Raw genomic sequence first — 22,861 nt, 5'->3', positions numbered from 1 at the left:
TCGATAGGCAATGGGCAATGGGCAATGGTCGGCTGTCGCTCTCAGGCCGCGTGCGCATGCCGGCGCGTGGTGAGCAACGCGCGCAGCTTGGCCGGTGCCACCGGCTTGGTCAACAGCATCACGCCGCCGTGGCGCAGGCGCTGCAGCACCTCGGGCCCGGTGGCGCCCGACACCAGCACCGCCAGCGCGTCGGGCTGCAGGCGCTTGGCGGCGTCGATCACGTCCACGCCGTCGCCCTCGCCGGCCAGCTGCAGGTCGCATAGCACGGCGTCGAAAGCGACGTCGCCGGTGCCCATGCGTGCGATGGCCTCGGCGCCGGTGGTCACGCATTCGGCCTGGCAGCCCCATTGCTCCAGCAGCGTGCGGCTGCCGTCGAGGATGGCCGGGTCGTCGTCCACCACCAGGCAGCGCAGGCCGGCCAGCGGGGCCACGGCCAGCGCCGGCGGCGCGGGCGGCGTCACGTCGGCGGCGCGCGCCGCGGGCAGCGTGAAGGCGAAGGTGCTGCCGGCCTGCAGCGCCGAGCGCACGGTGATGCGCGTGCCCAGCAGCGCCGCGATGCGCGCGCAGATGGCCAGCCCCAGGCCGAAGCCGCGGCGCCGGTCGCGCTCGGTGTTGGCCACCTGGTAGAACTCCTCGAAGATGCGGCCCTGGTGGATGGGCGCGATGCCCACGCCGTTGTCGCGCACCTCGATGCGCACCTGCGCCACACCTCCCGCCATGCCGCGCCGCGCGGCCACCAGCACCGTGCCGCCTTCGGGCGCATGGCGCAGCGCGTTGGCCACCAGGTTGCCGGCGATGCGCTGCAGCATGGCCGCGTCGGTGCGCACCACCAGGCCCCGGTCGCTCCAGCGCAGCCGCACGCGGGCCTCGGCGGCGGTGGCGGCGTGCTGGGCGTCGAGCTGGTCGAACAGGGCGGCCAGCGACACGTTGGTGATCGAGGGGGTGAGCACCTGCGCATCGAGCCGCGAGATTTCGAGCAGGTCGTCCAGCAGCACGCCCATGAACTCGGTGCTTTCCTGCAGCCGCAGCACGGCCGGGCGCTGCGCGGGCGATGCGCCCGGCAGCAGGCCGTCGATGAACAGGCCCATGGCGTGCAGCGGCTGGCGCAGGTCGTGGCTGGCGGCGGCCAGGAAGCGCGCGCGCGACAGCGCCGCCTGCTCGGCCTCGGCCATGCGCTGCAGCGCGACGGCGGTGGCCTCGCGCACGCGCTCCTCACTGATCTCGCGGTTGCTCTGCAGGCGCTCGGCCAGGCGGTCGATGTCGTGCGCGAGCACCGCCAGCTCGTGCGTGCGGGACGCGTTGGGGGTGCCGTCCTCGACCACGCCGCAGCGCACCTCGAAGTGGCCGGCCTCCAGCGCGGCGACGGTGCGCGACACGCGCCGCAGCGGCCGCGCCACGTTGCGCGCCATGTGCCGCACCGAGGCCCAGGCCGCCAGCAGCGCGACCAGCGCGATGCCCACGCCCGCGAACAGCGAGCGGCTGCGCTCGCGCGTGTAGGCGGTGGTGTCGCGAAACGTCTGCACCAGGCCGATGGGCGTCTCGCCCGCCGCGGTGGAGCCCGCGGGCGCGAAGGCGCTGGCGCGCGAGGCCTCGCGCAGCGTGACCGGCGAGGTGAACATGCGCAACTGCGCCAGCGAGGTGGTCTTGGGCCCGGCCGTGACGTACACGCCCGCGCTGTTGCTGATTTCGACCCGCGCCACCTGGCCGCCGCGCAACGCGGCGTTGGCCACGTTCTGCAGCGCCGGCAGGTCGCCCGCGTACAGGCTCAGGTCGGACATGGCCGCCACCTGGCGCGCCACGGCCTGGCCTTCGGCGTCGAAGGCGGCCTCCAGTGTCTGCAGCCGGTTGTGCGTGAACCAGCCGGTGAGCGCCAGCGCCACCGCCGCGCACGGCACCACGCCCAGGCGGAACAGGTCACGCTGCAGGTTGCCGCGCAGCACCAGGGTGTGGGCGCCGGCTGCCGCGGCGCTTGCCGAGCCGTCGGGGGGCAGGGGGGCGCTCATCGCGGAACCGCAAGCCGTTCGGTCAGTTCCCGTTCCTCCGGCAGGCGCAGGCCGAGTCCGCGTGCCACGGTGGCGTTGACGCGCACGGTGGCGGGCGTGGCCGCTTCCACCAGCGGCGAGGCGGTGTTGCCTGCCGTGCCGCTTGCCGAACTTGCCGCGCTGGCCACCTTCACGCCGAGCAGGCGCGCCTGCTGCGCCAGCTGCGACGGCGTGGACACCGCCGCCGCCAGCCCGCCCGAGCGCACCAGCCCCTCGCTGGCGCCGAACACCGGCAGGCCCGCGGTGGCGCCCGCGCGCAGCACCGACAGCGTGGCCGCCTGGCTGTCGCCGATCAGGTCGGGCAGCACCATGAGCGCGTCGCTTTGCGGCACCACCTGGCGCAGCGCGTTGGCCAGCGAGGTGGGGTCGGGCGCGTATTCCACGTGCACGTCCCAGGCCGGGTTGGCGCCCTGCGCGGCGCGCTGCAGCTCGCGCACCAGCGGCTCCGATTCGGGCGTGGCCACCACGCCGATGCGGCGCTTCTGCGGCAGCACCGCGTTGATCAGCGCCAGCTGGTCGGCCATGGCCGGGTCGCGCAGCAGCACGCCCACGCGGCGGTCGCCGCGCTTGAGGGCGGGGCTGCTGGCCTTCAGGGCTTCGTAGTCGAGCCGGCTCAGCATCGCCAGCACCAGCGGCTCCTGGCCCGGGCGCTCGACGGCGGCGCGCGCGGCGGCGGGGCCCACGGCCATGGTCAATGGCGTCTCGGCGGTGCGCAGGCTGCGCGTTCGCACGCCGGCGTTGGCCGCGCGCTCGGTGTCGGTGTTCTCGGCGGCCTGCGGGTCGGCGCCGGCCACAGCGGTGGATGAAGGCGATGAAGGTGAGGACGGTGAGGACGGTGAGGACGGTGAGGACGGAAGCCGCACCAGCTCGAACTTGCCGCCCGCGCCCTGGTCGGCGCGCAGCTGCTGCACGAACTCCGAGGACGCCGCCGCGTCGTCGCCCATCAGCACCGTGAGGTTGGTGGCCGGGGCCGCGGCGTCGGCCACCGCCACGCCCAGGGCCAGCGCGAGGCCCACCAGCACGGCCGACGCGCCCGCGCCCTTGCGGGCGGCGGTGAGCAGCCTTGCGCAAAGCGGCGGGAGAACGGGTTTCACGGCAACGGGCATGGACTGCTTTCGCAGCAAGGGGCGATGGTCCAATGTAAGGACGGGCCCGGCTTCGCGCGATAAGGCGGAGGGCTTATGTCAGCCTATGCCCGCGCCCGCAAGGGCCGCTGCACGTGACGAAATGCTCATCGCGGCAGCCGCTCGGCCTATCTCAGATGGACTACCCAGGGCCTTACCCGGCGCCGCGCCTACGCCGATCTGTGGATCGGTGGCACCCGCATGCCGGCCTACGCGCCCACCAGTTGCGCCGCCACCACGCGCTGCGCCTGGATGGCCTGGCGCAGCACCCGCGGCGACACCGGCTTGTAGAGCACCGTGATGCCCGCGCTGGCCACCTCGCGCAGCCGGTCGGGCTTGGTCTCGCCCGTGACCAGCAGCCGCGCCGTGCCCGCGCCGATGCCGCGCGGATGCCGCTCCAGCGCGGCGATCACGTCCAGCCCGTTGTCGCCGCCCTGCAGCAGCAGGTCGCTGATGACCACGTCGGGCGGCTGCTCCCAGCCGTCGGCCAGCGCCAGCGCCTCGGCGCGGGTCTGCGCGGCCAGCACCTCGGCGCCCCAGTTGGCGAGCACCACGCTCAGGCCTTCGAGGATGGTGCGCTCGTCGTCGATGACCAGGATGCGCACGTTCGCCAGGCTCTCTTCCTCCTCGATGGCCGCCAGCGCGGGCGCCAGCACGGGCGAGGGCAGCATCGCCTGCGCCGAGCGCACCATCGCCCGCACGCAGGTGCCCTTGCCGGGCCGGGAGCTGAGCTCCACGCGCGTGTTCAGCAGGTCGGCCAGCCGCCGCACCGTGGCCAGGCCCAGGCCCATGCCGCGCGCGCCGCGCGCCGCCTGGCGGCCGGTGGGCTCCACCTGGTAGAACTCTTCGAACACCCGCGCCTGGTGCTGCCTGGCGATGCCCACGCCGGTGTCGACCACGTCGATGCGCACGCCCTTGCCGCGGCGCCGCGCGCCGATGAGCACGCCGCCGTCGATGGTGTGGCGCAGCGAGTTGGACACCAGGTTGTTCAGGATGCGCGAGAGCATCACGTAGTCGCAGCGCACCCACAGCTCGGTCTTGCGCACCACCAGCCGCAGGCCCTGCTGCTCGGCCACCGGGCGAAAGTTGCGGCTGATTTCGTCGAACAGGCGGTCCAGCGGAAAGTCGATCCACTGCGGCTGCAGCACGCCGGCGTCGAGCTGCGACAGGTTCAGCAGCTCGGAGAACAGCCGGTCGAGCGAGTCGACGCATTCACGGATGTGGCCGATGCGCTGCAGCTTCACCGGGTCGGTCTCGCCGTTGGCCAGGCCGTCGGAGAACAGCGTGAGCGCATGCAGGGGCTGGCGCAGGTCGTGGCTGGCGGCGGCCAGCAGGCGGGTCTTGGCCTGGCTGGCCACCTCGAGCTGGCCGTTCTTGCGCGCCAGCTCGGCCGTGGCCTCGTTGATGCGGCTTTGCAGCAGCCGGTGGCTTTCCGCCAGCGCGCGCGCGGCCTGGTTGAAGCCGTGCTGCAGGTGGCGCACCTCCGACGTGCCCTCGATGGCCACGCTGGCGTTCTCGCCCGCGCCCAGGCGGTCGACCGCCTTGCCCAGCGCGCGGATCGGCTCGCTGATGCGCCGCGCCGCCCACCAGCCGGCCAGCGCCACGCACAGCAGGCTGACGGCCAGCACCAGCCCCACGTTGAGCCACACCGAGCGCCGCGCGCCCTGCACGGCGGCCAGGCTCATGTCGACCATCACCTTGCCGCTGTGGCGCCCGTCGTCGCTCACGATGGGCACCACCACCTGCAGGCCTTCGCTGCGGGCGCGGTCCATGGTCTCGGAGTTGGCGACGATCTCGCCGTCTTCTGTCCAGATCTGCACCTGCTGCACGTTGGGCTGGAAGGTGCCCGACTGCGCGGTGCGCTGCAGCGCGCGGCGGTCCATGCGCGCCAGCGGCGCTTGCGCCACGGTGGCCACCTGCAGCGCCACCGTCTGCGCATTGGCGCGCATCAGCTCGGTGAGGTTGCCCAGGTGCTGGCGCGTGAGCACGGCAATGGCCGTGAGCGTGGCCAGCGTGGCCGGCACCAGCGCCAGCAGGATCAGCTGCTGGGCGAAGGTGAGGCGGGCCAGGCCGCGCAGGACGCGAAAGTTCCAGTTCATGGGGCCGTCAGGGGCACCGAGGCCACCGAAGGCACCGAAGCCACCGAAGCTACCAAGAGCATGGAGGCCCGGCGGGGGTGCCCGTTGCAGAACTGGGAAGACCGGAAAAACATCACGAAGATTGTTAGCAATTGATATGTAATGGCGTCCGCGCCGCCATGTTAGGCCCATCGACGCGCAACGGCTCTATGTCTTTCGGTTCAAAAATGCTGACTTTCCTGCGCCGCCTTGTTCGCCTTGTCCACGTTCCGGGCGCCGTTCGTGCAACGGCGCTGGCCTTGCTGCTGGGCCTGCCGCCGTGGGTCGCGGCCCAGGTCGGCAGTGGCGGTACGGTGGGCGTGGTGGGCGTGGTGGGCACCGTGGAGTCTCCGGTGCGCTTCGGCATCCTGCCGCTGGGCGGTGCCTTCGAGTCGCGCAGCGACTGGGACCCGCTGCTGGCCGAGCTCAGCCGGGCCATCGGCCGGCCGGTGAGCGTGCTGTCGGTCAACTCGTACGAGGCGCTGGAGCAGGCCATCCAGCGCGACGAGGTCGACATGGCCTTCCTGTCCGGAAAGATGGCGCTCGACGCCGTGACGCAACGCCGCATGAAGGTGGTGGCCCAGGTGGTGCGCCACGACGGCCTGCCGGGCTACCGCGCGCTGCTGCTGGCGCGCAAGACGCCGCCGCTGAACACGCTCAAGGGGCTGCTGGAGCAGCCCGAACGCTGGCGGCTGGCGCGCGGGGAGCGGCAGTCGGTGTCGGGCTTCATCGTGCCGCAGCTGCAGCTGTTCTTGCCGAACCACATCGCCATGGAGACCCGCTTCCAGAGCGAGATCGTCGGCACCCACCAGGCCACCGCGCTGGCCGTGGCCAACAGCGAGGCCGACGTGGCCACCAACAACACCGCCGACTTCGAGCGCTTCAGGCTGCGCTTTCCGGCCGAGGCCGAGCGGCTGCAGGTGCTGTGGGAGTCGGAGCTGATTCCGCACGCGCAGATCGTGGTGCGCAGCGGCTACCCGCCCGAGCTGCGCAAGCGCGTGCAAACCTTTCTGACGGCCTACGGCCGCGCCAAGGGGCCGCGCGGCGACGCCGAGCGCGTGGTGCTCAAGTCGCTGCACGACCTGGCGGGTTTCCTGCCCGCCGACAACAGCTCGCTGCAGCCCGCGGCCAAGCTGGCCTACCAGCTGGCCAGGCAGACCGCGATGACCGCGCAGTGGGTGAACGAGGCCGCGCGCGAGGCACGCCTGCAGCGCATCGAGAGCGGCTATGCGGAGCAGGTCAGCGTGCTGAAGGACGTGTCGCCTTGACGTTCGCATCGCGCCTGGCCGCCGGGCTGCTGGCTTGTGCCGGGCTGCTGGGGGGGGCCGGGCCGGTGATGGCGCAAGTCGTGGCGCAAGTCGTGGCGCAAGTCATGACGCACGGGGTGGCGCCCGGCGCGGTGCCGGCGTCGCCCGCGGCACCGGCCGGGGCAAAGGCCGCGCCGTCGCTCGCGATGATCCGCTTCGGCGTGCTGCCGCTGGGGGGCACCGTGGAATCGCGCGCGCTGTGGACGCCGCTCATGGCCGACATGAGCCGCGCGCTCGGCATTCCGGTGAGCGCCTATTCGGTGCCTTCGTACGAGGAGCTCGACCGCGCCATCGGCCGCGACGAGATCGACATGGCCTTCCTCTCGGCCAAGATGGCGCTGGACGCCGTGATGCAGCGGCGCATGAAGGTGGTCGCGCAGATTGCGCGGCACCCCGACGTGCCCGAGCACCGCGCCGTGCTGCTGGCGCGCAAGAGCGGGCCGCTCAACACGCTCGAAGGCATGCTCGCCAGGCCGGAGCAATGGCGGCTCGCGCGCGGCGACAGCCGCTCGGTCACCGGCTTCATCGTGCCGCAGAGCCAGCTCTTCCTGCCGAACCACATCGAGATGGAGACGCGCTTTCGCAGCGAGTTCGTCGGCACGCACCAGGCCACCGCGCTGGCCGTGGCCAACGGCGACGCCGACGTGGCCACCAACAACACCACCGACTTCGAGCGCTTTCGCCAGCAGTTTCCGGTGGAGGCCGAGCGGCTGCAGGTCATCTGGCAGTCGGAGCCGCCGCCCGGCGCGCCCATGGTCGTGCGGCGCGACTACCCGCCCGAGTTCCAGGCGCGGCTGCAGAGCTTTTTGACTGGGTACGGCAAGGGCAAGGGTGCACGCGCCAACGCCGAGCGCGAGGTGCTGAAGTCTTTGCGCGCCGCGTATGGCTACGTGGCCGTCGACGACAGCGCGCTGCTGCCAGAAGCCCTGCTGGAGTACCGGCTCGGCAAGCAGCGGGCCATGGCGGCGGCGTGGGTCAACGAGGCGGCGCGCGCGCAGCGGCTGCAGCGCATCGAGAAGACCTATGCGGAGCAGGTCGAGCTGCTGCGTGGCGGCCGATGACGGGGCGGCCATGTCATCGATGGCATCCATGACATATCTCCTGCTTTCAGCGCCTTTGTAGCCACGCGCCTGCTGGCGTGACCATTGTTTGCAGTGCCTGCGGGAATGCCCCCGCAAACTGCCGCGACCTCATGTCCGTGATGGAAGGTCGTCGATGTCGCGCACGCTGTCTGTTTCTTGTTCCGCCATTCCTGTTGTTTTTGGTCGCCCGGTGCTGGAGCCTGTGCGGCTTTGCGGCGAAGAAGGCGTCGATGGGTTGTTTGCCTATGAGCTTTGGCTGTCGGGGGCGGCGGAGCTGGAACTCGATGACTTCGTGGGGCGGGAGATCTGTTGCGAGATCGAACTCGACGGTGCTGCGCCTCGCCAGATCAATGCGCTCATCACCGATGCGGCGCTGTGGGGCGAGCAGGGGCGCCACGTGCAATACAAGCTCAAACTGCGTCCCTGGCTGCACCTGGCCACCTTGCGCACCGATTGCCGGATCTTCCAGAACCAGACGGTCGTGCAGATCCTCGACGCGCTGCTGGCGAACTACGGGTTTCCTGTCGACAAGAGGCTGGCCGAGAGCTACCCGCTGCGGGACTACCAGACCCAGTTCAACGAGAGCGACTTCCAGTTCTTCAGCCGCCTGTGCCAGGAATGGGGCATCAGCTACCACTTCGAGCATTCGCAGGGCAGGCACCGGCTGGTGCTGTCGGACGCCATGGGCGCCTTCATGCCCGCCGACGGTGCCGCGTACAGCGAGGTCGAATACCACGCCCCGGGCTGGAAGCTGGATGCGGAGTACGTCCACAGCTTCGTGCCGGCGCATCAACTCACCAGCGGGCGGTATGCGGCACGGGATTACGACTACATCCGGCCACGGGCCGACCTGAGCTCAAGCCGCAAGGACCCGAGGCCCACGGGGCACGCCGATGGCGAGGTCTACCAGTGGCATGCGGAGACTGGCGGCTCTCATTTCGTCCAGCCCGATGCCGGCAGCGCCGGCAACAACGACCCGAAGGCGGAAGGCGACCTGCTGGCGATGCTGCGCATGCAGGCCCTGCGCACCCACGGCGCCAGGGCACAGGCCAGCGGCAACCTCCGGGGCATGGTGGCCGGGCGCACCTTCAGGCTGCAGAAGCATCCCAGGGAGTCCGCCAACGCCGAATACCTGGTCCTGGCCACGCGGTTCCTGATCGAGAACGTCGCGCAAGAGAGCCAGGGCAAGGAAAACGCTGAGGAAAAGCAGCAATGGCGCGTCAGCGTCGACTTCACTTCGCACCCCGTCACCGAACCCCTGCGTCCGGCGCTCACCCAGCCCAAACCCCGCGCGGGGGGCTGCCAGGTGGCCGTGGTGGTCGGGCCAGCGGGAGAGAACATCTGGACCGATGCGCTGGGCCGCATCAAGGTGCAGTTCCCCTGGGACCGCCTCGGCGGGAACGACGCGCACAGCAGCTGCTGGCTGCGCGTGAGCTCGCCGTGGGCGGGCAACCAGCTGGGCGGCATCCACATTCCGCGGATCGGCCAGGAGGTGATCGTCGACTTCATCTCGGGCGACCCGGACCTGCCGATCTGCACGGGCCGGGTGCACAACCAGGCGAACCTGCCGCCATGGGCGCTGCCGGGGCAGAGCGCGCTGAGCGGCTTCAGGAGCCGGGAGCTGACGAAGGACGGTGGCGGCAACGGCGCGGCGGGCAGATCGAACCACCTGCTGATGGACGACACCGAGGGCCGCATCCAGGCGCAACTGAAAAGCGACCACCAGAGTTCGAGCCTGAGCCTGGGAAGCATCACCCGGGTGGAAGACAACGCGGGGAGAAAGGAGGCGAGAGGCGAGGGCTTCGAACTGCGCACGGACGGGCACGGCGTGCTGCGTGCGCAAGACGGGCTGCTCATCACCACGGAAGCGCGGCCGGATGCGGCTCGCCATGCCAAGGACATGGGCGAGACCATCGCGCGATTGAACGCCGCGTCTGCGCTGCAAAAAGGACTGGCCGATGCCGCCGCAACCGCCACGGCACAGGCGCATGACGAGGACCAGGCCGCCGTCGCCAAGGCACTCGGGTCGCAAGCAGGCGCCATCAAGGGCAGCGACACCGAGACCTCGCGAAGCCGTTTCCCCGAACTCGAAAAACCGCAGCTCGTGCTCGCCAGCGCCGCGGGCGTGGCCGCCACCACATCGGGCAGCCTGCATCTCCAGGCGGGCGAACACATCGCCGTGTCGAGCGAGGGCCATGCAAGCATCAGTGCCGGCAAGCGCCTGCTTGTGAGCGCCAAAGACGGCATTCGCCTGTTCGCGCTCAAGAGCGGCATGAACTGGATCGCGGGCAACGGCAAGGTGCAGATCGAGGCGCACCGCGACAAGATCGACCTGACCGCGAGGAAGGCCGTGCGCATCACCAGCACGACGAGCGAAATTCGCATCAGCGCGCCGGTCAAGGTCGTCGTCAATGGCGGCGGCAGTTTCACCGAGTGGAGCGACGGGGGCATCCTGCACGGCACCTCGGGAGGGTGGGTGGAGCATGCGGCGAGCCACGTCAAGGCGGGGCCGGCCAGCGCTCCGCTGACGCCGCAAACGTACAAAGGCTGCTCGGCATCCGACAGCAAGGCAGTGGCCGGCGGCGCAGGGGTGATCTGAATGACCGCCATTCCAACGACCCCCAACGAACTCGCGACGCAATGGCCGTGGAGCGAGCTGCCGCAAACCCTCGTCGATGCACTCGCGACGTCGCTCAGGCAACGGCTGCACGAAGGCCCCGTGTACCTGCTGATCGACCCATTCCTGGGCGATGTGGAACCGCGAATCGACATGCACAAGCGCCACGCCATCCCCAAGGACCACATGCCGGTGTCCGACGCGCAATGGCCGTACCTGATCGAGATCGGGGACATCCACGATCCCTTGCTGGTGCAGAGCATCGTGTGGGCGGCCCGCGAGCACCTGCACGCCTGCGTCAATGGCAGCGGCGCCTACCGCATCGGCGGCTGGCTGCAACCGCATGCCGAGAACGATGGACCGGCCCTGGCGCGGCAAGTCGGCGCATTGCTGGCGGCGGGCGACCGATCACGCACCGGCCAGTGCCTGAGGCTGGCCGACCGCCGCGTGCTGGCGCTGCTGAACCCGCCTGCACTGTCGGTCGAAACCGCGGTCATCGACTGGACGCAGCAACTGGCAGGCATGGCGCACTGGATCTACCTGGACACCAACTTCAAGCTGCAGGCGCTGCACGGCCGACCCGGACCGGCTGCCACAAACGCCTTGCGATTGACCGTGGCGCACTGGCGGCTCGTGGCCGATGCCGAGGCCATCAATCGCAGCCTGATGGCGTGGCAGGGGCTACGCCATCCGTTGCCGGACGACGCGTTGAACCAGGTGGCCAAGGCCCTGGAGCGCGCCCGCTTTCGGGGACTGCGCGAACCCGAGGACCTGGCGGCCTACGTGGTCGAGGCGCTGCGCTTTCCCGCGTTCGAGCAATTTCCCGAACTGCAAGGCCGCATCGACCGAAACCTTCAGACCCGGCAGCCGTTGGCCGACCGCCTGCGAGCACTTCGCAGCCATTGGTCTTGACTCAGGACGCTCGCCCGTTGCCCGACTTCAGCCTCCACCGAACACCATGACCTGCAAGAAATGCGAAAAGAGCGGCCTCTCGATCCTGCTCGTGCGGCCCACGGCCGTGGCGACGGACCCCGACATCGCGCCCCAGGGCGTGGCCGCGCTCGACACCCACGCCGCAACCGTCGAGGCGTTCGGCTTGCCGAAGCTCGAGGCGCAGTCGAAGTACGCCTTGCGCCTGCTGCGGCGGGAGGGGTACGTCTACGTCTTCTTCCCGAATGAGAAGCCCAAAGGCCAGATCGGTGGATGGCTGGCCTACAGGGTGCATGACAAGGGAGCGCTGATTCCGCAGGGCGAATTCGTCTTCGAGGACAGCAGCTTCGCGTGCGACAAGAAGATGACGCACCCCCACGACGCGCGCACCCTGTGCATCGCCGACGGATGTCGATGCCCATATGCGGTCGCGCGACTATCGAGGTTATTACTCCGATGCAGATCGACAGGCGTTGCTGAAGAATCGGAAAGTGAACGGCACGGTGGCGGTGAAGCGCTTGTGGCTCATAGGTGCTCACGATGGCGCGCTCCACGCGATCCCGAGCGAACGCGCACATGCGCCCGGCAGGTCGACGCACAGCACAGGTGGAGTAGCACTGGCCAGATTCGAGGAGTACGTGAAAAGCGTGAATCTGCAAACGCTGTCTCCGCAGACCCGGCGCAATGTTCAAGACCATCTTGCAGCGGAAGGAGGAAACGTCAAAGCCGAGATCCACGCAGATCGACGGCTCGGCTACGGCGTGGCGGTAGTTCAGGCAGCGGGTTTGGTCTGGGCAATGCGGGATTTCTGGAAATCGTTCGCAAAACCCGACCGGCTAGAGCGCTTCGATCAGTCACTGAATCTTTTCAGTGGCATGGTGAGCTTCACGGCCTCCCTGGTAGAACTTCGCGCAGTGGCTTACAGGTCGATGCTGTCCAAGACACCCAATGTGGTCGATGCAACCGATCGTGCGAACCGCGCAGCGATCACGACAAAGCTTGCCAACATCCGCATCGGGCTCGCGGTGGCGGGGTTGGCCACGGGGGCTATCGATGGGTACATGTCGTATCGCAGGGCGGTGAAAGCGAAGGCGGAAGGGGATGAGGCGGCATACATGGCCCATCTCACTTCTCAAGCCGCATTCGGGATGCAGAGCCTTTTCAATGCCGCTGTCGCTGCAGACGCCGTCAGCAGTGGGGCTTCCAGCCGCGCAATCGGCGCCGGTGCCCAAAGAGTCGCCCAACTGATCGTCAAACGCGGGGTTGAGCGTGGCTTGCTCGTTGCGATTGTTGGCATGGGCGCAAGAGCTCTGGGCATCGCAGTGCTTGGCGTCGTCGCCCCCGTGGGATGGGGTCTGCTTGTTATCGGGGTGCTGTCTACGGTAGTTGGTACTGCGTCTGAGCGCAACAGACTTCAGCGGTGGGCCAATCGCAGCTATTTTGGCAAGGATCGTCTACTGGCCTACAAGAGTTGCGCCTCTGAAATGTGGGAGTACGACACGATGGACATCGACTTCGAGGCGATGGAGGCGAACGAGACGAAGCGCAAGCTAAACCGGATTGACGCGTCCGGGAACGCACCGCCGCCACCGTCTCTTGACGCACCCGGCACGTGGGGCTGATGCGATGGCCAGTCTCAACGTCAAGAGCCGTAGCACAGACAAGGACAGGTCGCCAGCCACCGTGGTCGGGCTGCTTCAACGCTACAAAAGGAAAACTGCGGTCGCCGGGCCTGTTGACCATTGGGGGCGCCTGACCGGTGTGTATGCGAACGCCATCGAGTTTCAACGCATGCCGTTCCTGGGAGGTGGTGGCTTTTGGATGACATACGGATTTGTGGCGGGCGTGCTGGGCACACTTTTCTTGCAGGGACTCGTCGTTCCTGGTTTTCTCGAACTCCGGGCCTACGCGTCCATCGTTTTCTGGCAGACCGTCCCATGGCTTCTCTTCATGCTGTTCGCGTACCTCGAGCTTTTCTCGCCTGCCGACAGCCCCATCTACTTCGACCGCAAGAACCGCAAGGTCTACAAAGTAGTCTCCGTCGGTCCCCGGCGCTGGGGTCGCATCGGCCCGCGAAACGCCATCCTGAAAGCCTATAACTGGAGCCTGGTCGACGCCGAGCATCACGCCACCGTGCAGGTATCGGCTGCGACTGCACAGCGAAACCATCACCTGGTATTGCTCGTGCGCAAAAGCAGCAGCGACCCCACGATCGTCGATCACTTCGAGTTCACGAATGTCGAGATCGTCTCGGCACTGTGGGAGTACATCCGGCGCTACATGGAAGAGAACCAAGCTCCGCTGACGGCGGGCGAGTTTCCGCCGCAGTCGACGATGGGCGTGTACAAGCCGTGGAGCGATTTCGGCGGCGTGGTGCCGTTCCTGGACCAACCCATAAGACGCTGGCGTGAAAAGCCGTGGAAGACCTTGTTCCAGTGTCTTGCCATTCCCGTCACCGTGCCGCTGTATGTGCTGTGGCTGTTCTTCAATCGCCTGACGGTCTGGACCGCGCAGCAGGTGGAATGGCCAAGGCAGATCGTCGACGCCATCGGACCGTTAGTCACGGAACAGGACCTGCGCACCGACACCCATCGCAGACTGCGGCCCGGTCCACCGCCGGTGATTTGATGCGACCGGTCGACCAAACAAGCAGACGCCGCTTCGCGTGGTGTCGAGCGCAGGCCTCTCGTTTTGCATATGCGATGGATGCTCGCAAGGATTGGGTCCGATGATCGGTGGCCTCGATGTGGGCGGTCGCAGCACCGATCGCGACCGCAGCGAAGGAAAAGTCTTGGGGCTGATAGAGCGTTTCAGCAAACGGAAGCGCGCGGGCGGCATGAGCGGCCATGGTGGGCGTCTGACAGGTGTGTATCCCGACACCATCGAATTTCGTCGGGCCCACGTGACAGGTGCTGGCGGGCACTATCTGGCCGAGTGCTTTGTCATGGGGCTGATCGGAACATGCTTGTTCACGGTCTTCGCATTGGAAGGAGCGCTGCGAAATGAAGTCTATGGCGTGGTGTGCTTTGCATATGCTGGCTCCTGGATGTTCTTCGCATTCTTCACCTACCTCGAACTCTTCGCGCCCGCCGACAGCCCCATCTACTTCGACCGTAAGCATCGCAAGGTCTAGAAGGTGCTGCAATCCGGCGCCCGTCGCTGGGCAATTTTCGGCCCCCGCAAGTCCAGGCTCGTCGCCTATGACTGGGACTTGGTAGACGCCGAACACCAGACCACGCTGCAAGCCAGCACCGCCTCAGCCCGTCGCCTGCATCATCTGGTCTTCCTGGTGCGCAGGAGCGAAGACGACCCCACCATCGTGGACCACATCATCTTCGCCGACGTCGATTTCGTACCCGCGCTGTGGGAGTACATCCGCCGCTACATGGAAGAAGGTTCTGCACCACTTATCGAAGGTGAGCTACCGCCGGTCTCGAACATAGGCGCCTACGTCCCCTGGAGCGATTTCGGCGCCGTCGTCCCTTTCCTCGACCAACCCGCCAGGCGTTGGAAGGAACAGCCCTGGAAGACGCTCTACAAATATATCGCCATGCCTGTCACCGTGCCGCTGTACTTGAACTGGCTGTTCTTCAACCGGCTGACCGTCTGGACCGCGCAAAAGGTCGAATGGCCGCAAGAGATCAAGCGCGCCATCGGCCTATTGATCAACGAGCTCGAGCTGCGCACCTACACCCATCGCAGCCTGCGTCCCGGTCCACCGCCCGAGCTGTAGCCCGGCCTTGTCAGGCCGGTCACCAAACCGGGAGAGAAAAAAGAAGGAGGACCTCGTCAGGCCGAAGGCGCCGACGTCGTGCAGGCGGCCAAACGCCGCCACTAAAAAAACAGGGAAACGTGAGTTAAAAAAATGAAGATCTACAAGGTATTCGAGCACCCGTCAGGGCACAGGGAGGCCATCAGGGAGGGTTGGAGCTGGACGGCTTTTCTCTTCGGCTGGATATGGGCGTTGTGCCACGGTGTGTGGCCCCTGGCCCTCGGCGTCCTCGCATTTGGCATGCTGATCGGGTTCGGTGCGCCTGGGTTGGGCGCAAGCAATGCCACCACGCTTGTCATTGCGTCGCTCTTCGGCATCGTGAACAGCATCGTGCTCGGCAGCATCGGGAATTCGCTGCGCGCCAGCTGGCAAGTCGGCAAGGGCTACGCATGCGTGGACGTGGTCCAGGCCGCGAACGCGCAGGAGGCACTGTGGATGCGCGTCGAAAGCCCCGAACCTGAAGCGACCCAAGCGACCCAAGCGACCCAAGCGACCGAAGCGACCAAAGCCGCCCAAGCCGGCACGCTCGCCGGTTGATCCGAAGCCCGTCGCCGCGCCAGACCCGGCGACGGGCCTTCCCCTCCATCTACTCCCTTCGCCGTACCTCCAATCCGCCCCACCTAGGCCATTGGATAGGCCTTAAGGCGGATTTGCCTGCGCCCCCCCGCGGCTGAAACTTCGTGTTTCTTTCTTCCCGGCACCCTTGCCGTTGACGGAGCGCGGATGAGTTGGCGAACAAAAGTGGTCTGGAGCGAGGGGATGCTGTTGCAGCCTCAGCACCTGCAGCAAAGCGAGCGTCATGGCGACCATGCGCGGCACGTGCTGTTGCGCTCGACCACCCCCTACGCCTGGGGCTTCGCCGAGCTCGAGATCGACACCGCCGCGCTCACGCTGGGCAAGCTGGCGCTGGTGCGCGCGGTGGGCATGTTCGCCGACGGCACGGTGTTCGACATGCCGGCGGTCGATCCGCTGCCCGAACCCGTGGACATTCCCGCATCGCTGCGCGACGAGGCCGTCGTGCTGGCGCTGCCGCTGCGCCGCGCTGGCGCGCGCGAGGCCGATGCCGAGGCCTACGAAGAGCTGGTGCGCCACCGGGTGCTCGAATCTGAAGTGCCCGACTCGAACACCGCCGGCGAGCGCACGGCGATGCTGCAGCTCGGCCAGCTCCACACGCGCCTGATGCGCGCCAGCGAAGCGACCGACGCCTGGACCACGCTGGGCGTGGTGCGCGTGGTCGAGCGCCGGGTCGACAACCAGGTGCAGCTCGACCGCGCGATGCTGCCGCCGCTGCTGGACGTGGCGGGCCATGCGGTCATTCGCGCCTGGCTCGACGAGCTGCTGGGCCTGCTGCGCCAGCGCGGCGAAGCACTGGCCGGGCGCATGACGCAGGGCGGCACGGGCGGCGTGGCCGAGATTGCCGACTTCATGCTGCTGCAGGCCGTGAACCGCAACGAGGCCGTGTTCGCGCACCTGGCAAAGAGCGCGATGCTGCACCCGCAGCACTTCTTCGAGCACGCGCTGGGTTTGGCCGGCGACCTGGCGAGCTTTCGCGATTCGCGCCGCGTGGCGCGCTTCGGCCCGTACGTGCACGACGACCTGGCGCTGAGCTTTCGCCCGGTGATGGACGACCTGCGGCGCAGCCTGTCGATGGTGCTGGAGCAGTCGGCCATCCGCATCGACCTGCACGACCGCAAGCACGGCGTGCGCGTGGCGGTGGTGACCGACGTGGAGCTGCAGCGCAAGGCCACCTTCGTGCTCGCGGTGAACGCGAACATGCCGAGCGAGGCGCTGCGCGCGCGCTTTCCCACGCAGGTGAAGATCGGCCCGGTCGAGCGCATCCGCGACCTCGTCAACCTCGCGCTGCCCGGCGTCACGCTCACGCCGATGCCGGTGGCGCCGCGGCAGATTCCGTTTCACACGGGCGCCAACTACTTCGAGCTCGACACGCGCAACAGCGACCTGTGGCGCCAGCTGGAGCAGTCGGGCGGCATCGCGATGCACATCGCGGGCGACTTCCCCGGCCTGGACCTGGCGTTCTGGGCCATTCGTTCCTAGCCGCGACGGCTGAAGGACGCGGACCACCATCATGAGCACACCTCCCGATCCCTTCGCGGCCTTCGAGTCCGAGCGCACGGTCATCAAGCCCAAGCCGCGCACGCCCGGCGGCATGTCGCCGGCGGCTTCGTCCGCCTCACCCGCACCTTTCTTCGGCGGCGCCGACCCGACGCCCGCCGCCGACGTCGGCGAGCTCGGCCTGCTGAACCCGCTGGTCTCCGCCGCGGGCAAGCTGCTGGTGCTGATCGGCAAGCTGCGCAACCTGGTGCAGCCGCCCAACGTGCCGGCGCTGCGCGCCTCTACCGCCGACGCCGTCAACCAGTTCGACGCCAACGCGCGCCGCGCGGGCGTCAGCAACGAGTCGGTGCTGGCCGCGCGCTACGTGCTGTGCACCGCGCTCGACGAGGCCGTGGCCAACACGCCCTGGGGCGTGCAGGCCGGCTGGAACAAGCAGAGCCTGCTGGTGCAGTTCCACAACGAGACCTGGGGCGGCGAAAAAGTGTTCCAGCTGCTGGCCAAGCTCGCGCAGGACGTGCCCGCGCACCGCCCGCTGCTGGAGCTGATCTACAGCGTGCTCGCGCTCGGCTTCGAAGGCCGCTACCGCGTGGTCGACAACGGCCGCGCGCAGCTCGACTCGGTGCGCCAGCGCCTGGCCGACCTGATCGCCAAGGACCGCCCCGCCGTCGAGCCCGAGCTGTCGCCGCACTGGCGCGGGCAGGGCGCGGGCACGGTGCGGCTGCGCGAGTCGCTGCCGCTGTGGGTGTTCGCGGCCGGCTTCGCGCTGCTGCTGGCGCTCGCGTGGTTCGCGCTGCGCCTTACGCTCAACTACCGCTCCGACACCACGTACGCCGCGGTGTCCAGCCTGCGCGCGCCCAACCTGCAGATCGCGCCGCCCGCCTTGCCCGCGAAAACGCCGCGCCTCGCGCGCTTTCTCGAACCCGAGATCAAGCAGGGCCTTGTCACCGTGACCGATGAAGCCGACCGCAGCACGGTGCGCCTGCGCGGCGACTCGTTCTTCGGCTCCGGCAGCGCGGAGCCCATGGCGCAGTCGCTGCCGGTGCTGCGCCGCATCGGGCAGGCGCTGGCCGAGGTGAAGGGCGACGTGCTGATCACCGGCCACTCCGACAACCAGCCGATCCGCTCGCTGCGCTATCCGTCGAACTGGCACCTGTCGGCCGCGCGCGCCGACGCGGTGAAGGGCGCGCTCACCACGCTGGTCGACCCCGCGCGCATGCGCTCCGATGGCAAGGCCGACGCCGAGCCGGTGGCCGCCAACGACAGCCCCGCCAACCGCGCGAGGAACCGCCGCGTCGACATCGTGCTGCTGACCGAGCCCGACCGCCTCGCGGCAGCTTCGGCCGCGCCGGCCGCGCCTGCGGTGGCAGGCGCTCCCGTCCCAGGAGCCGGCAAATGATCAAGAAAATTTTCGGCTTCCTGTTCAGCCCGCTGCTGCTCACGCTGCTGGCCCTGCTCGTGGTCGCTGTGCTGGTGTGGTGGATCGGCCCGCTGGTGAAGATCGGCTCGCTCGCGCCGCTGGAAAGCGAAACCGTGCGCGCCGTCGTCATCGGCGTGATCGTGCTCGTCGTGCTGCTGCGCGCGCTGTACCGCCGCTGGCGCGCGCGGCGTGCGAGCCGCCACCTGACCGACGGGCTGATGAAAGCGCCCGCCGCCAGAGCGGGCGCATCGGGTGGACCCGTGGGCGGCGAACAGCAGATTCTCGACACCCGCTTCAGCGAGGCCGTCGCCACGCTCAAGCAGATGCGCCTGCACGCCGCCGGCAAGAAGCCCGGCTGGCGCGACTGGATGTCGATCTCGGGCGGCAGCTACCTGTACGACCTGCCGTGGTACGTGTTCATCGGCGCGCCGGGCGCGGGCAAGACCACGGCGCTCGTCAACTCGGGCCTGTCGTTTCCGCTGGCCGAGAAGTTCGGCCCCGGCGCCATCCGCGGCGTGGGCGGCACGCGCAACTGCGACTGGTGGTTCACCGACGAGGCCGTGCTCATCGACACCGCCGGGCGCTACACCACGCAGGACAGCCACCAGGCCGAGGACAAGAGCGCGTGGGAAGGCTTCCTGGGCCTGCTGAAAAAGGCCCGCCCGCGCCGGCCGCTGAACGGTGTGTTCCTCACCGTGAGCGTGGCCGACCTGCTGAGCCAGGGCCCCGAGGCGCGCACGCAGCTCGCGGCCTCGATTCGAGCGCGGCTGCTGGAGCTCGACAGCAAGCTCACCACCCGGCTGCCCGTGTATGTGCTGGTCACCAAGAGCGACCTGCTCTACGGCTTCACCGACTACTTCGACGACCTCGGCAAGGAGCAGCGCGCGCAGGTCTTCGGCTTCACGCTGCCGGCCGACGAGAACGTGCAGACCGAAGAAAAGGGCCTGTCCACCGCCTTCCACCGCGAGTTCGCGCTGCTGCACAACCGTGTGAACGACGGCCTCATCGCGCGCATGCAGCGCGAGACCGATGGCACGCGGCGCGCGGCCATCTTCGGTTTTCCGGCGCAGTTCGGCTCCATCGGCTCGCTGCTGTCCGACCTGCTCGAGCAGGTGTTCACCGGCTCGCGCTTCGCGCAGCCGCCGTGGGTGCGCGGCGTGTACTTCACCAGCGGCACGCAAGAGGGCAGCCCCATCGACCGCGTGATGGGCAGCCTTGCGCGCAGCTTCGGCATCGAGCGCGCGATGCTGCCGCCGCAGAAGAGCAGCGGGCGCAGCTACTTCCTCACCGCGCTGCTGCGCGAGGTGGTGTTCCCCGAGCAGCGCCTGGCCGGCGCCGACGTGAAGCTGGAGCGCCGTCGCCACACGCTGCGCGTGATCGGCGTCACCGCCATGACGCTGGTCACCGTCGGCCTGCTCGCGGCCTGGGGCTACAGCACGCTGCAGAACCTCAACTACCTGAAGTCGGTCGAGGCCCGCGTCGAGCCCGCCAGGCAGAACCTGGCCGCGCTGCCCGCGCGCGTGCAGAACCTGGTCGAGGTCGCACCCGTGCTGCAGAGCCTGCGCGACATCTGGAAGACGCCCGACAACCGCCAGGGCGACGAGCCGCTGTCGATGACGCTGGGCCTGTACCAGGGCGACAAGCTCGACGCCGCCGCCATGCTGACGCACCAGCGCGCGCTGAACGACGCCTTCCTGCCGCAGATTGCCAAGCGCATCGAAGACCAGCTGCGCACCGCGCAGAAGGACAACCTCGAGTTCACCTACGAGGCCCTGAAGAGCTACCTGATGCTCTACCAGCCCGAGCACTTCGACCCCGAGGCGCTGAAGGCCTGGATCACGCTCGACTGGTCGCGCAACCTCGACCGCGGCATTCCCGAAGACCAGCGCAGGCAGCTCGAAGACCAGCTCGACGTGCTCATCGCCCAGGGCCCGCCGCGCTCGCCGCTGAAGATGGACGAGAACCTGGTGCGCAGCGTGCGCGCCGTGCTCGCGAGCTACCCGCTGGAGCAGCGCGTGTTCAGCCGCCTGAAGCGCCAGCGCGCCACCAAGGACATTCCCGCCTTCAGCGTGGCCCAGGCCACCGGCCCCTCGGGCCCGCTGGTGTTCGAGCGCATCAGCGGCAAGCCGCTGACCGAGGGCGTGCCGGGCATGTTCACCTACGACGGGTATCACAAGCGCTTCCAGAACGAGGTCACCGTGCTCACCGGCCTGCTGGCCAACGAAGACCCGTGGGTGCTGGGGCAGGACCGCAACGCCGCCGACCGCCTGCGCGACGTGGCCGCGCTGGGCGCGCTCACCGACCGCGTGCGCCGCCTGTACCTCGAGGAGTACGTGAAGCAGTGGGAGGCCCTGCTGGCCGACGTGCGGCTGATTCGCGTGAGCGGGCTCGACAAGAACATCGAGACCGCGCGCATTCTCTCGGGCGTCGATTCGCCGCTCGCCAACTTCCTGCGCGCGGTGGTCAGGCAGACCACGCTCATTCCCGCGGCCGACGCCGGCAAGGACGTGGTCAGCAAGGCCACCGAAACCGTGCGCAACACCCGCAAGGGCCTGGAAGACCTGTTCGGCGGCGACCCCGGCCGCCAGGTGGCGCCGGGCAAGCGCATCGAGAGCATCGTGGACGACCGCTTCGAGTCGCTTCGCCGCCTCGTCACCGCCGGCGGCCCCAACCAGCCCGCGCCCATCGACGACGCGCTCAAGCTCTTCAACGAGGTGTACGTGTACCTCAACGCGGTCGACACGGCCGTGAAGGGCCGCACCTCGCCGCCGCCGGGCGACGTGGCCGGCAAGCTCAAGTCCGACGCCGGCCGGCTGCCCGAGCCCGTGCGCTCGATGGTCGAGAACCTGAGCCAGGCCGGCGCCACGCAGGCGCAGGTGGCCGAGCGCGGCAACCTCAGCCAGGACCTGCGCCCCGTGGCCGAGTTCTGCGCGCGCGCCATTGCCGGGCGCTACCCCTTCGTGCAGGCCAGCAAGCGCGACGTGCTGCCCGAGGACTTCGGCCAGATGTTCGGCCCCGGCGGCCTGATGGACGACTTCTTCCAGAAGCGCCTGGCCGCGCTGGTCGACACCAGCACCAAGCCCTGGCGCTACAAGCCCGTGGCCGAACGCGGCGCCGTCACCACCCAGGCGCTGGCCCAGTTCGAGCGCGCCGCGCGCATCAAGGAGATTTTTTTCCGCGGCGGCGGGCGCGGCCCGTCGATGCGGCTGGACTTCAAGCCGGTGGAGATGGACGCGGGCATCACCCAGTTCATCCTCGACGTCGACGGCCAGCTCGTGAAGTACGCGCATGGCCCGGTGGTGCCGATGGCGGTGCAGTGGCCCGGCCCGAAGGGCAGCAACCAGGTGCGCATCCAGGTGAGCCCGCCGTCGACCACCGGCAGCTCGGGCGCGGCCGTGAACGGGCCCTGGGCGCTGTTCCGCGCGCTGGACGACGGGCAGCTCGAGGCGGGCGATGCGCCGGAGAAGTTCTTCATCACCTTCCAGGTCGGGGCGCGCAAGACGCGCTTCGAGGTGACGACGAACAGCGTGCAGCACCCGATCCGCCTGCGCGAGCTGCGGGAGTTTTCTTGTCCGGAGGGGCTGTGACGCTGGCCGCTTCGTCGCCCTTTGCTTCCACCGCGCTGCCCGGGTGGTTCGGCAAGTTGCCGGGCATGGGTGACTTTGCGCATCGGCGGCTGCCGGAGTCGTTTCGCTCGGTGTGGGACGCGTGGCTGCAGCGCGGGTTGGCGGGGCTGCGCGACCGGCATGCCGACTGGACCGAGCGGTATCTGGAAGCGCCGATCTGGTGTTTTGCGCTGGGGCCCCGGGTGGCTGGGGCGCGGGGGTGGATCGGGGTGTTGATGCCTTCGGTGGATGGAGTGGGGCGGTACTTTCCTTTCACGCTTTGCGTGGAGCTCGATGAGGCGGTGGGGGACGCGTTGCGGGGGGAGGCGCTGGCTGCTGCGTTGCGGTGGTGGGCGTTGGCGACGCAGGCCGCGCTGGAAGGGCTCGATGGGGATCTGGATGCGTTGCGCTTCGATGCTGTGCTGGAGCGGTTGTTTGCTGGTTCTTCTGGTGCTGAAGGGGCGCATGTTGTGGAGTCGGTTGGCTTGCCTGCGGCGGGGGCTTCTGTTTGGTTGGGGGATCCTTCTGTTGCCGAAGGGATTCGGATGCTCAGCTCCGGGCTGCCTCGGGATGATCAGTTCGATGCGTTGTTCCTCGGCTTTGCGGAGGAGGGGTGATGAAGGCCGCTCTTTCTTTTGCTTTCCGGGGCCGGGTCTCGCCCCGGCGGGCGAGCCACTTTCTTTTGCTTCGCCAAAAGAAAGTTGCCAAAGAAAAGGCGACCCCACTGTCTGCGTCCCTCCGCTTCGCTGCGGGCAACCTGCGGTGCTCGCGTTTC

At 68.7% G+C, this 22,861-nt stretch carries 16 protein-coding genes and 1 pseudogene; 14 read left to right on the top strand and 3 right to left on the bottom strand.

What is annotated here, in order from left to right:
* Window positions 1–41 precede the first annotated feature (41 nt).
* From QTI51_RS31115 to QTI51_RS31105, 3 genes are all read right to left on the bottom strand, one after another.
* Window positions 42–2,003 (bottom strand): hybrid sensor histidine kinase/response regulator, encoded by a 1,962-nt coding sequence (locus QTI51_RS31115; protein ID WP_286517190.1) that lies wholly within the window; start codon window positions 2,001–2,003, stop codon window positions 42–44.
* Complete coding sequence (locus QTI51_RS31110; protein WP_503011557.1) at window positions 2,000–3,148, bottom strand: ABC transporter substrate binding protein; 1,149 nt, start codon at window positions 3,146–3,148, stop codon at window positions 2,000–2,002. The genes QTI51_RS31115 and QTI51_RS31110 overlap by 4 nt, the downstream gene beginning before the upstream one ends.
* A 227-nt stretch (window positions 3,149–3,375) precedes the next feature.
* The gene (locus tag QTI51_RS31105) at window positions 3,376–5,265 is read right to left on the bottom strand and encodes an ATP-binding response regulator (RefSeq protein WP_286517192.1); all 1,890 of its coding nucleotides are present in this window, start codon (window positions 5,263–5,265) and stop codon (window positions 3,376–3,378) included.
* A gap of 206 nt (window positions 5,266–5,471) precedes the next feature.
* Between QTI51_RS31105 and phnD the strand changes: the two genes are divergently transcribed.
* The 14 genes and pseudogenes from phnD (at window position 5,472) to tagF (ending at window position 22,703) form a co-directional block, all read left to right on the top strand.
* A complete protein-coding gene (phnD, locus tag QTI51_RS31100; protein WP_286517193.1) occupies window positions 5,472–6,551 on the top strand; it encodes a phosphate/phosphite/phosphonate ABC transporter substrate-binding protein in 1,080 nt (359 codons plus the stop codon).
* Between the two features lie 104 nt (window positions 6,552–6,655).
* On the top strand, window positions 6,656–7,651 hold the full coding sequence (locus QTI51_RS31095) for a phosphate/phosphite/phosphonate ABC transporter substrate-binding protein (protein ID WP_503011559.1): 996 nt from the start codon (window positions 6,656–6,658) through the stop codon (window positions 7,649–7,651).
* 154 nt (window positions 7,652–7,805) lie between these two features.
* Entirely contained in the window at window positions 7,806–10,271 is a 2,466-nt protein-coding gene (locus QTI51_RS31090; RefSeq protein ID WP_286517195.1) for a type VI secretion system Vgr family protein, read from the top strand.
* The gene (locus QTI51_RS31085) at window positions 10,272–11,201 is read left to right on the top strand and encodes a hypothetical protein (protein ID WP_286517196.1); all 930 of its coding nucleotides are present in this window, start codon (window positions 10,272–10,274) and stop codon (window positions 11,199–11,201) included.
* A 46-nt stretch (window positions 11,202–11,247) separates the two neighbouring features.
* A pseudogene (locus QTI51_RS38990) lies at window positions 11,248–11,613 on the top strand (toxin VasX); the annotation flags it as partial.
* Between the two features lie 28 nt (window positions 11,614–11,641).
* A complete protein-coding gene (locus QTI51_RS31080; protein ID WP_286517197.1) occupies window positions 11,642–12,841 on the top strand; it encodes a hypothetical protein in 1,200 nt (399 codons plus the stop codon).
* Window positions 12,842–12,845: 4 nt separating this feature from the next.
* The gene (locus QTI51_RS31075) at window positions 12,846–13,847 is read left to right on the top strand and encodes a DUF6708 domain-containing protein (protein ID WP_286517198.1); all 1,002 of its coding nucleotides are present in this window, start codon (window positions 12,846–12,848) and stop codon (window positions 13,845–13,847) included.
* A gap of 100 nt (window positions 13,848–13,947) precedes the next feature.
* A complete protein-coding gene (locus QTI51_RS31070; protein WP_286517199.1) occupies window positions 13,948–14,352 on the top strand; it encodes a hypothetical protein in 405 nt (134 codons plus the stop codon).
* A gap of 3 nt (window positions 14,353–14,355) precedes the next feature.
* Window positions 14,356–14,952: a DUF6708 domain-containing protein gene (locus QTI51_RS31065; protein WP_286517200.1), complete on the top strand. Its 597-nt coding sequence runs from the start codon at window positions 14,356–14,358 to the stop codon at window positions 14,950–14,952.
* Window positions 14,953–15,084: 132 nt separating this feature from the next.
* The gene (locus QTI51_RS31060) at window positions 15,085–15,528 is read left to right on the top strand and encodes a DUF2628 domain-containing protein (protein ID WP_286517201.1); all 444 of its coding nucleotides are present in this window, start codon (window positions 15,085–15,087) and stop codon (window positions 15,526–15,528) included.
* Window positions 15,529–15,714: 186 nt separating this feature from the next.
* Window positions 15,715–17,046 (top strand): type VI secretion system baseplate subunit TssK, encoded by a 1,332-nt coding sequence (gene tssK / locus QTI51_RS31055; RefSeq protein ID WP_116913942.1) that lies wholly within the window; start codon window positions 15,715–15,717, stop codon window positions 17,044–17,046.
* A gap of 31 nt (window positions 17,047–17,077) precedes the next feature.
* A complete protein-coding gene (locus QTI51_RS31050) occupies window positions 17,078–18,460 on the top strand; it encodes a DotU family type VI secretion system protein (RefSeq protein WP_286517202.1) in 1,383 nt (460 codons plus the stop codon).
* Window positions 18,457–22,068: a type VI secretion system membrane subunit TssM gene (gene tssM, locus QTI51_RS31045; RefSeq protein WP_286517203.1), complete on the top strand. Its 3,612-nt coding sequence runs from the start codon at window positions 18,457–18,459 to the stop codon at window positions 22,066–22,068. The genes QTI51_RS31050 and tssM overlap by 4 nt, the downstream gene beginning before the upstream one ends.
* Window positions 22,065–22,703 (top strand): type VI secretion system-associated protein TagF, encoded by a 639-nt coding sequence (gene tagF / locus QTI51_RS31040; RefSeq protein ID WP_286517204.1) that lies wholly within the window; start codon window positions 22,065–22,067, stop codon window positions 22,701–22,703. The genes tssM and tagF overlap by 4 nt, the downstream gene beginning before the upstream one ends.
* The last annotated feature ends 158 nt before the right edge of the window (window positions 22,704–22,861 follow it).

Origin of the sequence: Variovorax sp. J22G73, from assembly GCF_030317035.1 — a bacterium.
GTDB lineage: Bacteria > Pseudomonadota > Gammaproteobacteria > Burkholderiales > Burkholderiaceae_C > Variovorax.
The sequence above is the reverse complement of the archived record's forward strand: the minus strand, read 5'-3'. Positions and strand labels throughout refer to the sequence as shown.

What these genes read in the sequence shown, in the direction of transcription:
- QTI51_RS31090 (WP_286517195.1), top strand. Translation starts at nt 7,806, where the DNA reads ATGTCGCGCACGCTGTCTGTTTCTTGTTCCGCCATTCCTGTTGTTTTT.
- phnD (WP_286517193.1), top strand. Translation starts at nt 5,472, where the DNA reads ATGCTGACTTTCCTGCGCCGCCTTGTTCGCCTTGTCCACGTTCCGGGC.
- QTI51_RS31115 (WP_286517190.1), bottom strand. Translation starts at nt 2,003, where the DNA reads ATGAGCGCCCCCCTGCCCCCCGACGGCTCGGCAAGCGCCGCGGCAGCC.
- QTI51_RS31050 (WP_286517202.1), top strand. Translation starts at nt 17,078, where the DNA reads ATGAGCACACCTCCCGATCCCTTCGCGGCCTTCGAGTCCGAGCGCACG.
- QTI51_RS31095 (WP_503011559.1), top strand. Translation starts at nt 6,656, where the DNA reads ATGACGCACGGGGTGGCGCCCGGCGCGGTGCCGGCGTCGCCCGCGGCA.
- QTI51_RS31075 (WP_286517198.1), top strand. Translation starts at nt 12,846, where the DNA reads ATGGCCAGTCTCAACGTCAAGAGCCGTAGCACAGACAAGGACAGGTCG.
- QTI51_RS31085 (WP_286517196.1), top strand. Translation starts at nt 10,272, where the DNA reads ATGACCGCCATTCCAACGACCCCCAACGAACTCGCGACGCAATGGCCG.
- QTI51_RS31060 (WP_286517201.1), top strand. Translation starts at nt 15,085, where the DNA reads ATGAAGATCTACAAGGTATTCGAGCACCCGTCAGGGCACAGGGAGGCC.
- QTI51_RS31110 (WP_503011557.1), bottom strand. Translation starts at nt 3,148, where the DNA reads ATGCCCGTTGCCGTGAAACCCGTTCTCCCGCCGCTTTGCGCAAGGCTG.
- QTI51_RS31070 (WP_286517199.1), top strand. Translation starts at nt 13,948, where the DNA reads ATGATCGGTGGCCTCGATGTGGGCGGTCGCAGCACCGATCGCGACCGC.
- tssK (WP_116913942.1), top strand. Translation starts at nt 15,715, where the DNA reads ATGAGTTGGCGAACAAAAGTGGTCTGGAGCGAGGGGATGCTGTTGCAG.
- QTI51_RS31080 (WP_286517197.1), top strand. Translation starts at nt 11,642, where the DNA reads ATGCGGTCGCGCGACTATCGAGGTTATTACTCCGATGCAGATCGACAG.
- QTI51_RS31105 (WP_286517192.1), bottom strand. Translation starts at nt 5,265, where the DNA reads ATGAACTGGAACTTTCGCGTCCTGCGCGGCCTGGCCCGCCTCACCTTC.
- tssM (WP_286517203.1), top strand. Translation starts at nt 18,457, where the DNA reads ATGATCAAGAAAATTTTCGGCTTCCTGTTCAGCCCGCTGCTGCTCACG.